Origin of the sequence: Reinekea sp., assembly GCF_046710285.1 — a bacterium.
In the GTDB taxonomy this organism is placed as follows: domain Bacteria; phylum Pseudomonadota; class Gammaproteobacteria; order Pseudomonadales; family Natronospirillaceae; genus Reinekea.
On the sequence record NZ_JBKEGY010000045.1, the window covers coordinates 1 to 12,046 of the forward strand.

Here is a 12,046-nt window from a genome sequence, read left to right on the forward strand (position 1 = left end):
TTACTATAATTTCAACCATAGTTTTTCTTCCTCAATAATCGTTGCTTAATATAAGTCTACAGTGGTTTTTAGCTGATGATTAAGTCTATTTATCATCGGGTGGAAGTTTAATTACGAAGTTTTTTTCAGAAAAATCGGCCGAAACTTTTGAAACATCAAAAGAGTCACGAAATGACTCCATGGTCAGCAAATGACTAAATTCTGAGTAAGGTTTTAAGGGGTTCAACCAATCAAGAAGCTCGTTATCTCTTAACGTTAGAGGAAATGATTTTGCATGTATATCCATGAACCCTTCATGAGGCGGTAAGGTGATAATCGAAGTATTAACTTGTGGTAAGCCCTGAGAGTTGATTCTTAATTTGGATACGGCACCAAATAGCATAAGTGGTTGACCGGTAGGTTCGACTAAATGTTGAACTTTACGAGCAATTTGTACTTTCGAAGGGTCTAGGCCATTGCGAATACAATCAGAGTACTTCATTTCTCCTTTGTAAATGGGTTGCCACTCACAAAAACCAGAACCAACAACAACACTTCGTACACTCCTAGGTTTTTGTAAGTGTAGAGGAGATATGCCGACTTTACTGGCTTTAGAGTTAAAGCTAGTAATGGATGTATTAACCGAACCATCGGGGTTTGTCGCTAACCACCAAGTTGAACCCATGAGTTTTGGACCTAAACGTGTGGGCGCTAGCGTTAATACTTTGTCTGTTGGGCGTAGAAAGGGTTGCTGAATGATGTCTGAGATCTCTTCAGGGCTGTAGCCGGCTATCTCAAATAGAGGCAGCAAGAGTGGATAGTCAGTTACATTGTAGATAAAACCACACATAAATTACCCTCTTCTCTAAAAATCCGAACCCCAGCGTTGTAAAAATGACTGAAAATTGGTCTGGTGCGTTTTCTCAGGGAACCTCACTTGATACCAAAGTATAGACATAGCAGCCACTAATGGCTGTATGTGTAAAACGGCGCTTTCATCTATGTCTAATTTGTTGAGAAATTTAGAGCTTAGATCCTTGTTCATGTTGAATCCTTGTAACGCACAGACAATATCGACAAGCCGGTCTCCTGGCGCAGCATACTCCCAATCGTTCAAGTAAAGTTTCGATTCAGTTTGAAACAAATTACCACCGTGCCAGTCGTGATGGCACAAACTAGAATCAGTGGGAAATTGGTATGTATTTCGGAACTTAGTTAGGCACTTTAAAAAATCAGAATCTATTTGCTTGCAGTGATTAAGTAAGTGCTCCAATTGCTCGTTTATATTTAATGGAGGTACATCTAATGTAGTGGTGTTAACCGCATGAACAGCTCTAATCAAATAGCAAAGCTCTTCAAGTTGGTCTGAGATCTCAAAATGTATTCTCTCTATCCAAGGGGTGAGTAAATAGTGGATGCTTTTAGCGGCTGGTTGTAGGCTCCATTTCTGATCATGAATATGCTTTAAAATTGATAGCTCTCTCTTTCGATTAATACCGAGCCTTATTGCATGGTCAGAATTTACTCGTAAGGCATAGCGACCTTTGGTCGATGTTAGCTGATATAAAGCATTGGTGAGACAGGCATCTTGACGACTCAAACTAATGTTTTCGCCGAGAACAGGGTTTAATTCTTCAAGAATTTGATCAAGTAACATTAAAGGCTCTAGGTTTTCGTTTAAAAGTCTGTAAACTATGCCTCGTTCTTGCCGGGGTGCCAAGCAATTGTATTGCGAGTCGCTGAGAAAAACCCGTTGAACCTGAACCAGTTTGTACTGGCGTAGGGAGCAAAGACTTCTTTGTGCTAAATTGCGTATGCAATTATCCCTCATCTATTCTTAGATACGCTGGTATCAATATATTATTGATACAGGAATTCGAATACATGAAATACTCTTTTGTTCTACCCACCTTGCTAGTTGCCGCGAGTGCAACTGTTATGGCCGCCGATAATAAATTAACCGTTTATACCTATGAATCATTCACCAGTGAATGGGGGCCTGGTCCTGCATTAGAAAAAGCATTTGAAGCTCAATGCGGTTGCGATGTGGAATTCATCGGTTTAGAAGATGGCGTGGCCTTATTAAACCGACTTAAGTTGGAAGGTAAGCAAAGCGGTGCGGATATTATTTTGGGCTTAGATGATGCGTTACTAGCGGAAACGAAATCTCTTGGTTTACTCGCCGATCACAATGTTAATTTGTCTGGCTTGAGCTTACCTTATGAATGGAGTGATAATAACTTTGTACCTTACGATTACGGACACTTCGCATTTGTATACGATAAGACGAAGTTAACAACAGTACCTTCATCACTGCGTGAGTTAATAGAAGAAAGTGACGTAAGCGTTATTTATCAAGATCCGCGCGTGAGTACGCCAGGCCAAGGTCTAATGTTATGGATTAAATCTGTCTATGGCGATAAAGCCGATGAAGCATGGCAGAAGCTACAAGCCAAAACGGTCACGGTCACGCCTGGTTGGAGTGAAGGCTATGCCTTGTTCCTTGAAGGACAAAGTGACATGGTGCTGAGCTATGTAACTTCGCCAGCTTACCATATGACTTGGGAGGAAACAGATCAATATCAAGCAGCAGAGTTTGAGGAAGGGCATTACACCCAAATCGAAATTGCCGCTGCATTAAAATCAAGTGATCAGCTTGAACTTGCGCAAAGCTTTTTGAGTTTTCTAGTGAGCAAGCCAGCGCAAGATGTCTTTGCTGGTACAAACTGGATGTGGCCAGTTTTAGAAAATGCTGATAAACCTGAGGCTTACGAAGCTCTATTTCACCCTAAGTCACTTTATTTTACTAGTGACAAAGTAATGGAAAATCGCCGTAGCTGGGTAAAAGAATGGCGTAATGCAGCCAGTCAATAATAGCTTGCCTGTTATACTTAACCGAGTTGCCATCAGTTTATTGATGGCAACATTGGCATTAGCTTGTCTAGGGTTATTTTTGCACCCTGGGCAAGGCTATCCATTGTTTGGTTATTTTGATGCTTGGCTTGTACGAATAATTAAGTTTTCTTTCTATCAAGCTTTCTTATCTGCTTTTTTATCAATTATTTTTGCCATACCGTTTGCACTCATCTTGTCTTATCGTTCATTTCGCCATAGTTGGATTTTAAAAGCACTGCTGAACCTTTTCTTTATAATGCCTGTGCTGACCATAGTACTATCAGTTGTCTCATTCTTTTCTGGTTGGTTGAATGTATTTAGTTTAGCTGGAATTATTATTGCCCACATGCTGCTAAACATCCCTTATGCATTGCGAGTTTTTTGGCAGCGATTGGATCGAGTTTCTATCGAACATCGAATCTTAGCGCAGAGTATTGGAATGTCTTGGAGCCAGCAATTCAAAGTGTTGCAATGGCCAATTTTGAAGTCGGCGATGAAACCTATCTTTGTGATTGTGTTCCTTTTTTGCTTTAGTAGTTTTACTATTGTCCTAACTTTAGGTGGAGGTCCAGCCAATACCAACTTAGAAGTTGCCATTTATCAAGCATTGAAGTTTGATTTTGACCCGCAAGCTGCAGCAGTTTATGCAATTATTCATGGCATTTTTGCAACAATGATGATGCTAAGTTTAGGTCGGCGTGAAATTTTTAGTATTGAGTTTTCTAAGTCAAATAGCCATCAATATGCTAGGCCAATGTACATTCAGCTAGTCGCCATTGTGGTTGTCTTACTATTATTGGCATCGCCTATTGTCAGTCTCCTGCTACGCTCCTTTAGTGCGAGTTTTATTTTTCCAAATAGATTTTTTGAGGCAATAACGAATAGTCTTCTAATTGCGTTTTTAAGTGCCGTGGTTTCCATGCTGTTAGCAATTTTTCGTTGTAGCAGTCGCGATACTAAACTCAGTCGATTATTGGATTTTGGCGTATTGCTTGTACCTTCTATGGTTATTTTAACCGGTATTTTTTTAGTCGCCTTACGTTTAGGGATTGCTTATAAGGTCACTTGGGGGTTAATTATTTGGATGAATGCTTTGATGACTTTACCTTTCATTACTGCGCCCATACATACGCGCTACCGGACGATTCAACAACGTTATCATGATTTATCCTATACTCTCGATCTTAACTCGGTGGCCAAAGCAAGGTATCTATATTGGCCTCTAATGAAGTCAGTGTTACCGTGGGCATTTGCATTGTCGATGGTACTGAGTGTTGGTGATTTAGGCGTAGCGGCTTTAATTGGCTCAGCACAATTTACAACTTTACCAATTCTAATTTACCAAGCAATGGGCAGTTATCAAATGATATTGGCTACGCAGTTATCGGTTATTCTATTGATGGTGAGTGTCGTTATACTCATGGTAGGTGAATGGTTAGGCGAGGAAAAAGATGTTAATCGTTAATCAAATGGAAGTTGCCTTTGAAAACTTAGCGTTTCAATGGGACTTTCAATTACCTCAGGGAAGCTTTTTAGCTGTAACAGGGAAGAGCGGTGTTGGTAAATCGACACTGTTGCGTTCTTTGATTGGCTTGAATCCTTTGCGTGCAGGTGAAGTTTCTTGGCAAGGTGAAAATTGTCTAAATAGACCGGCAGCAAAATCGCCGTTCGGAATTATGTTTCAAAAAGATAATGTCTTCGAGCATTTAACTGTTGAGCAAAACTTGGCGTTTGGGTTAGCTGCCAGTGGCAAACTTAACACGATTGAACAGGAAACTTTGATTGAGGCGGCTCGACGATTTGATCTAAGCGGTCAGTTGAATCAGGTCGCTGCGAGTTTATCCGGTGGCCAGCAGCAGAGAGTAGCCTTAGCACGGGTTTTCTTACAAAATAAGCCCGTACTTTTGTTAGATGAACCTTTTGCTTCATTAGACCCTGCATTACGACAAGATGGCTTAAAATGGGTATTAGAGCTGCAGCGTGAGCAAGGCACTACCATTATTATGGTCACCCATCACCTTAACGAAGTTGCGCATGCAGCTCAATTATTATATGAAGGTTTTTCCGCCAGCAATTGGCAGCTTTCTGGGCTATGATAGCCTAAAAATGCTTAGGCGATTTGTTGTTATGAGAATTGGCTTTATTGTTAATCCTTGGTCCGGAATTGGTGGTTCTGTTGCATTGAAAGGCAGTGACGGCAAAGATGTTCGAGAAGAGTCCCTAAAACGTGGCGCAGAGCAGAAGGCCATGTCTAAAGCGCAAACCATGTTAACGACCTTTTTGCAGGACCAACCTACGAATGCTCATGAATGGTTCTCCGCAGAGGGAGATCTAGGTGCATCGTTGTTGCATCAATGCGGTATTCAACCTCTTCATATATACCCCGAGCCATTACCGACCCAAACCGAATCAATTGATACCCAAAACATAGTGTCTTGGTTTATTCAAAATCAAGTTGATCTTGTTGTATTTGCAGGCGGTGACGGGACGGCTAGAGATGTTTGTTCCGTCGTAGGGGCTAGCGTCCCCGTGTTGGGTATCCCAACTGGGGTTAAAATTCATTCCGGTGTTTTTGCCGTGACTCCTCACGCAGCGGGAGAAGTGTTATCCAATTTGTTAAATGGTCAGTTGACCGATTTACGCATGGAAGAAGTTAGAGATATTGATGAAGAAGCATTTCGCCAAAATCGAGTTGCATCTAAATATTTTGGTGAAATGAAAGTACCAATCTCTGCTGAGTTTATGCAGCATGTGAAAGTAGGTGGAATAGAGCAAGAAGATCTGGTGCTAAACGATATTGCAGAGTGGCTGGATGAAACTCACCAGTCTGATTGTGTATATTTTATGGGTAGCGGAAAAACTATCGATTTCTTCATGGAACGGAGCAAACTCTCAAATACCTTGCTGGGTGTCGATGCCGTACTTAATGGCAAGGTTATTAAAGCGGATTGCACAGAGCAAGATATTCTACACCTTGCACAAAAATTTAAAAGCCAAGCCATCATTAGTATTATTGGCGGCCAAGGGCATATCTTTGGGCGCGGCAATCACCAGTTTAGCCCTCAGGTATTGGCGACTCTAACTAAATCAGCTTTTACTATTATTGGGACTAAGGCTAAATTAAAAACGCTAGAAGGTCGTCCATTATTGATTGATAGCGGTGATCGCAATACGGATTTAAAATGGGCTGGTCTCATTACGTTGTTAACAGGGTACAATGATGAGGTTTTATATCCTTTGGTAGCTTTATGAATTTATATGGTCGATTGTTTCTTTTTTCTCTTAAATCTCTCGTTCAAAAAGGTGATTTCAAACCCTTAGTAACGATAAACAGCAATTTTCGAGTCTGGCCGCACGATATGGATATCAATATCCATTTAACGGCTGCGCGTTATTTTTCATTTGGTGATCTCGGCCGAATGGGGTGGTTACGTCAAAACGGCTTGTTAGCGAGTTTTTTTAAGCAAGGCTACCGAGCAGTATTGAATGCCCAAGAGCTGACTTATATTAGAGAGTTCAAGCCGTTCAGCCGAGTTAATTTAGAGGTTGAATTAAAGTGCTGGGATGATAAATATGGCTACTTTGAACAGCGCTTTTATTGCAAAGGCAAATTATATGCTGTTGGCCACGCGCGCATGGCTATATTACACAAAGCCAAGGTGATCTCTTATAGTACTGTTTTTTCTAGATTTGGCCATGCGGTGCAATCACCCGTTGAAACGGAAGCCATTCGTGATTGGAAAGAAACGTTATCTGCTAAGAAGAACCATTTCTCCTAATGAATAAATTATCGAACCGCTCTGCATTTTTGAAAGGTGCTTTAGACTCCTTACCGATGATAGTCGCTGCAATACCCTTTGGCTTACTATTTGGTATGTTAGCACCGACCAATGGCATTGCCGCCTGGGTTGCAATTGCTATCTCTGCGTTGGTTTTTGCAGGTTCAGCGCAGTATGTAGCCATTGGGTTATTAGCCGTTGGCACCCCAGCAATACTCATTGTTTTAACCACTTTTATTGTGAACTTACGCCACCTTTTATATGCCTTTGCTATGTTAATCCCAACCAAAATTTGGTCGAAAAAGCAAAAGGTGCTAGCTAGCTTTTTCTTAACCGATGAAACATTTGTGATTTTTAATCAGCGCTATATGGCAGGGTTAGACGAGCAACAGCGATTCCCATATTACATGGGCTCGGCTCTTTTTATGTATAGCAATTGGCAAATTTGTACTTGGATAGGGTTGTGGGCAGGTTCGTCGCTGACGGGCGTTGAATCTTTAGGGTTAGAGTTTGCCATGGTGACTGCCTTTATTGCAATGATGACACCCATGTTGAAGCGCAAGCGGAATGTCGCCAGTGCGTTTATAGCCTTTGCACTAGCCTGGCTATTCAAAGACATACCCCATAAGCTAGGTATTATTTTGGCTGTATTGTTTGCGGCTTTAATTGCCTCCCGAATTCCTGAAACAGAAGGGGATGAAAAATGACTCTCGTTTTGATGATCATCGGCATGATTATTGTGACTTGGGGTATCCGGGTGACACCTGTTTTATTGCCTAGGTTGAATTTGTCTCCAGCGGTTTTAACGGTGCTGAATTGTGTCCCCGCGGCTGTGTTGTCTGCCTTAATTGCAGAACCGTTGTTGGATCCAGTTGCTAATACTGGTCAGTTGTTACAACCTGGCATCCTTGCGGCGAGTTTGTGTTTAGTCTTGGGTCTAATTGGTTCGCCTATGCTACTGACCGTTATCCTTGGGATGGTGAGCTTTTGGTTACTTGGAATCTGGATTTAGGTCAAAACCTGTACTAGGTAGATGAGTGGGGCAGCGACTTTTTTGATGCTAAGATATCGCGTCATTCTATATGTACATTGTCACCTTTAGCCTCTGTTAATCGGCTTAGCCTCTAAGCGCGAACATTGTTAAACTAACCAAATTAGATAGTCAATTACATCAGGACATAATTATGAATGTACAGCAAGGTCAAACAGGCATCGCCCTCGTTGTGGTGCGGCAAGATGAATACCCTACTTGGTTAACCCAACAGTCAGAGCAGACTCAGCGCTGGTTAAATGGCAACCACTTCACAGCTCCAGGCATGCTATCGATCCCAACAACGTCAGGTGATGTCGATTTTGTACTCATTGTTTGCCCTGATTTAGATTCGGTATGGGCATTATCGAGTGCGGCGCTAGAATTGCCGAAAAATGATTATGTGCTGAACGCTCAGCTGCCTATCACGCAACAAGAGTCACTAACTTTAGGCTGGTTGTTGGGTCAATATCAGTTTGATCGATACAAAACCACGGCTGATCGAGCTACGCTGTGTGTAGAGTCTGAAGATATTATAAATAAGGCTGTAAATACCGCTAAAGCTGTTGCCCTGACGAGAGATTTAGTTAACACCCCAGCGGGCGATATGATGCCAGAGCATTTATCTGAGGCAATACAAAATCTCGCAGTAGAGTTTTCTGGTGAGTTCAGCGAATGGGTGGGTGATGAATTGCTTGAGCAAAACTACCCTACCATTCATATGGTTGGGCGCGCTTCGAGCCACGCACCGCGCTTGCTCGATTTGCGTTGGGGTAAGAAAGAGGCTCCCTTATTGACGCTGGTTGGTAAGGGCGTATGTTTTGATAGCGGAGGTTTAGACCTAAAGCCAGCCGCAGGTATGCGTTTGATGAAAAAAGATATGGGCGGTGCCGCTCATGTGCTTGGCTTAGCTTCACTGATTATGGCATTTAATTTACCCGTTCGTTTACGTGTACTGGTGCCAGCGGTAGAAAATGCCGTCAATGGCGACGCTTTTAGACCGGGTGATATTGTGAAAACTCGTCTAGGGTTGACGGTTGAAATTGATAATACCGATGCAGAGGGCCGATTAGTGCTATGTGATGCTCTTGCAGAAGCAAGCAGTGAAAACCCAGATCTCATTATTGATTTTGCAACCTTAACGGGAGCTGCCCGCGTTGCATTGGGGCTTGAAGTGCCAGGGTTTTATGCAACAGATGATGCATTTGCAGAGCAGTTGGTGCATTCGGGTGCAAATTCAGAAGATGCGATGTGGCGTATGCCTTTGCATCAGCCTTATGCGGATTATATGAAGGGCAGTATTTCAGACCTCGTAAACTGTTCTCCAACCCCTTTTGGTGGGTCAATTACCGCTGCACTGTATTTACAGCACTTTGTTGCAGAGGCGAATTGGATTCATGTTGATGTAGGTGCTTGGAATGATCGAGCTCGACCAGGTCGACCTAAAGGCGGCGAAGCTATGGGAATTCGGGCGACCTTTGCTGCATTGCAAGCACGCTATTCACGTTAATTTGGTGAACTGCGTCAATATTTTGGGTATATTTTTACATTAAGTCGTTAAAAGTCGTTATCATGCGGCTTTTTTTATGCTGAGTAGACTTTAATTCAGTGTAGATTTTTTAGCTCCCATCCAATTAAAGGAATAATAATGAATAAAGCTCTCATAATTACAACCGTTGTCGTTGTAGGTGTTGTAGCGGCAGGCGCAGGATCAATGATGCTGGTTGATAGCCAGATTGATAAGGCGGTTAGTCAGTTTGAAAGCCAATCAACCGATTTAATGACTATAGATATCGTCAGTGATAGCAGTAGCTTCATAGATCGTCAATTAACCTTAAAGATTGGAGTGGATTTAGAAGGTGAGGCCGTTAATGTCATCTTGAAAAATGATATTCACAAGCGACCTTGGGGTACTTCAGTTGAGCATGCCCTTACCTTAGACCCTTCTTTTATTTCTGCGGTAAATGATGCAAAGGCAGCGGAATTCCTGTCGACTAACTTCATCAATAGTCCGATGTTAGCGGGTAATACTAATATCACGATGTTTGGTTCTTATCAAACTAACTTGGCTTCTTTTTCTATTAATGAACCTTTAGAAGGCTTTGAAGTGATCTTCACGCCTTGGTTGGTCAATGTGAAAGGCAGTATGAAAGGCGACATTTTACTTAATTCTAACTGGAACGGAATGAAGTTGGTCAGCACATACAATGAATTTGAAGCGTTTGATTTAGATTGGAAGCCAATGACCATGCTAGCCGATGGTAAATACCATGGCGGTAATACCTTTGTTGGTAAGCAGTCTATAACAGGCCAAGGTGTAAGCCTTATTACCGAAACAGAGTATGAAAGCATGAACGTTCAGGTGGGCGATTTTGCATTAGTATCTAGCAGTGATGTAGAGAATAATCGTTTTAATGGTGACTTTCGTTGGGATACCAGCAGCTTAACGTTCGACGTTGATGGCAGTGTCTTTACTGTGACAGATATTGTTATGGCCGCTAACATGGGTGGCTTTGACGTTGATAATCTAACCGAGTTGAGCCAAGAGCTAAACGCCATGAGCTCCACTGGAGGCTTTGACCTTAGCCCAAGCCTAATTCGCACAGGTAATAAAGCTTTACAAGATGGTTTTAGCTTTGGCCTTTCAGAAGTGAGTGCAATGGTTGATGGTAAGGCAGCAAAGATGAGCCTAGAAGCTTCATTGCCGGCGAACCAAGTCGCTGATATCGGTAACATTTTCTCCTTGATGGGTTTGATACCAACCGTATTTGCTCAAGCAGATCTTAAAATACATAAAGATATAGCAGAGATGCCAGAATTATCAGAACAAATGTTCAGTTTAATGATGATGGGCGCATTAATCGAAGAGAATGATGATTACGTACTTTCTGCTAGCTTTGAAAATGGCGCAGCGACTTTAAATGGACAGCCTGTACCATTACCGTTCTAATATAGAGTTAAGCAAAATGAAACGGAGTGTCAGGGCAACCTAGCACTCCGTTTTTTTTGCGGTTCCAAATATAGCCACCTTCGATGGCTCTACGAGAAGTATACTTATTCGCGATAACACTGCAGTCCTATAAATATCTCAGACTTTACCCGGGGTTCAGCGGCCCAATGCTTGGAATTTCGGTCGCTATGAACCCGTCCATGGGGGCTTGTTTGAAACATCCATGTTTCAAACACCCGAATTCCAAGCAATGAGCCGCTTCTAAACTATGGGACAGCAGTGTCGCGATATATCGTTTACCGACACCCCTAAACATCGAGAGGGTCGTGTGAATGGCACTCGGATTGTCTTAGTCGCCGCTTATTGCGAAGAGTTTAGTGTCCTTTTACTGGCGTTAAGCTCAAATCAAAGATACAAAATGAAACGAGAATGAATGAGATCTTTGCACCTATTAGACTAAGCTGTAGCGATGGTTCAATGGCTTTTTATTAGGTGCTTTTATGTCTATGAGTATTAATAACAATTCAATTTCTTCGTCGGCCTTATCGAGCGCTTCTAGCCGTGTTGATAAAAGTAATCAGCAGATGAGTTCTGGCTTGAAAATCAACAATGCCGCCGATGATGCAGCAGGGCTATCTATTGCGACTGGTTTAAGCTCTCAAACTCGAGGCCAGCTGCAAGCTATCCGCAATACCTCCGATGGCATCTCGTTAACCCAAACGGCTTCGGGTGCGTTAAAGGGTGTGACTGAAAACCTGCAAAGAATCCGAGAGCTTTCGGTACAAGCTGCAAACGGTACCTATTCTGATGAAGATAGAGCGCTACTTAATAAAGAAGCGCAAGGTTTAATAGAGCAAACCGAATCTGTACTTGAGTCGGCTAATTTTAACGGCGTTTCCTTATTTGGTGCAGCTTCAGATCAAGCTTTTCAGGTGGGACCGAACAGTGGCGATACTTTGGTTGTAGAGGGTGACAACTTACAAGAGCGTGTTGCCAATTTAGGGTTGAGTTCATTGGATTTATCAACGCAAGCGGGCGCCAGTTCTGCGATTGAGCTTAGCGATGCAGTATTGGGCTCTATTAGTGAATCTGCGGTATCGTTTGGTGCGCTCGAAAGTCGCTTTAATTCTCGAATACAAGACCTCGAAGAGCAGTCCCTTAACTCAGCAGAATCTACCTCACGTATTCAAGACCTTGATTACGCGAAAGCCAGTAGCGAACGAAGTGCTGCTTTGATTCAAGAGCAGGTGGGTATCGCCATGCAAGCACAGGCTAATAAATCTGCAGGTAATATTTTGGCTTTATTAGGTAGCTAATAGTTTTTAGTGGTAATTTCTGGATTGCATCGCCATATCACCTAAAACATGACTAAAGCCTTTTATTTCTTGCGCGATTATATGCACGACATCGCTG

Annotated in this window: 12 protein-coding genes and 1 riboswitch; of the genes, 10 read left to right on the forward strand and 2 right to left on the reverse strand. The window is 42.4% G+C overall.

The annotated features are described in order from the left end of the window. Nucleotides 1-85 precede the first annotated feature (85 nt). Both ACI882_RS17760 and ACI882_RS17765 read right to left on the reverse strand, forming a co-directional pair. Complete coding sequence (locus tag ACI882_RS17760; protein ID WP_411744969.1) at nucleotides 86-829, reverse strand: SOS response-associated peptidase family protein; 744 nt, start codon at nucleotides 827-829, stop codon at nucleotides 86-88. Nucleotides 830-844: 15 nt separating this feature from the next. Further along, nucleotides 845-1,636: a phosphotransferase gene (locus ACI882_RS17765; RefSeq protein WP_411744968.1), complete on the reverse strand. Its 792-nt coding sequence runs from the start codon at nucleotides 1,634-1,636 to the stop codon at nucleotides 845-847. 42 nt (nucleotides 1,637-1,678) lie between these two features. Then, a riboswitch (TPP riboswitch) is annotated at nucleotides 1,679-1,782 on the forward strand. Between the two features lie 81 nt (nucleotides 1,783-1,863). Here ACI882_RS17765 and thiB point away from each other — a divergent pair. The 10 genes from thiB (at nucleotide 1,864) to ACI882_RS17815 (ending at nucleotide 11,949) form a co-directional block, all read left to right on the forward strand. Further along, nucleotides 1,864-2,853, forward strand: a complete 990-nt coding sequence (thiB, locus tag ACI882_RS17770; protein WP_411744967.1) for a thiamine ABC transporter substrate binding subunit — start codon at nucleotides 1,864-1,866, stop codon at nucleotides 2,851-2,853. Then, complete coding sequence (locus ACI882_RS17775; protein WP_411744966.1) at nucleotides 2,837-4,339, forward strand: hypothetical protein; 1,503 nt, start codon at nucleotides 2,837-2,839, stop codon at nucleotides 4,337-4,339. The genes thiB and ACI882_RS17775 overlap by 17 nt, the downstream gene beginning before the upstream one ends. Continuing rightward, entirely contained in the window at nucleotides 4,326-4,970 is a 645-nt protein-coding gene (locus tag ACI882_RS17780; protein WP_411744965.1) for an ATP-binding cassette domain-containing protein, read from the forward strand. Before ACI882_RS17775 ends, ACI882_RS17780 begins: the two co-directional genes overlap by 14 nt. Nucleotides 4,971-5,001: 31 nt before the next feature. Next, the gene (locus ACI882_RS17785) at nucleotides 5,002-6,126 is read left to right on the forward strand and encodes an ATP-NAD kinase family protein (protein WP_411744964.1); all 1,125 of its coding nucleotides are present in this window, start codon (nucleotides 5,002-5,004) and stop codon (nucleotides 6,124-6,126) included. Continuing rightward, nucleotides 6,123-6,653, forward strand: a complete 531-nt coding sequence (locus ACI882_RS17790; protein ID WP_411744963.1) for a thioesterase family protein — start codon at nucleotides 6,123-6,125, stop codon at nucleotides 6,651-6,653. Before ACI882_RS17785 ends, ACI882_RS17790 begins: the two co-directional genes overlap by 4 nt. Further along, entirely contained in the window at nucleotides 6,653-7,360 is a 708-nt protein-coding gene (locus ACI882_RS17795; RefSeq protein ID WP_411744962.1) for an AzlC family ABC transporter permease, read from the forward strand. The genes ACI882_RS17790 and ACI882_RS17795 overlap by 1 nt, the downstream gene beginning before the upstream one ends. Then, a complete protein-coding gene (locus ACI882_RS17800) occupies nucleotides 7,357-7,665 on the forward strand; it encodes an AzlD domain-containing protein (protein WP_411744961.1) in 309 nt (102 codons plus the stop codon). Before ACI882_RS17795 ends, ACI882_RS17800 begins: the two co-directional genes overlap by 4 nt. A gap of 172 nt (nucleotides 7,666-7,837) precedes the next feature. Beyond that, nucleotides 7,838-9,193, forward strand: coding sequence for a leucyl aminopeptidase family protein (locus tag ACI882_RS17805; protein ID WP_411744960.1), 1,356 nt, complete (start codon nucleotides 7,838-7,840; stop codon nucleotides 9,191-9,193). 138 nt (nucleotides 9,194-9,331) lie between these two features. Beyond that, nucleotides 9,332-10,633: a DUF945 family protein gene (locus tag ACI882_RS17810; protein WP_411746581.1), complete on the forward strand. Its 1,302-nt coding sequence runs from the start codon at nucleotides 9,332-9,334 to the stop codon at nucleotides 10,631-10,633. A gap of 500 nt (nucleotides 10,634-11,133) precedes the next feature. Then, nucleotides 11,134-11,949: a flagellin gene (locus tag ACI882_RS17815; RefSeq protein ID WP_411745020.1), complete on the forward strand. Its 816-nt coding sequence runs from the start codon at nucleotides 11,134-11,136 to the stop codon at nucleotides 11,947-11,949. The last annotated feature ends 97 nt before the right edge of the window (nucleotides 11,950-12,046 follow it).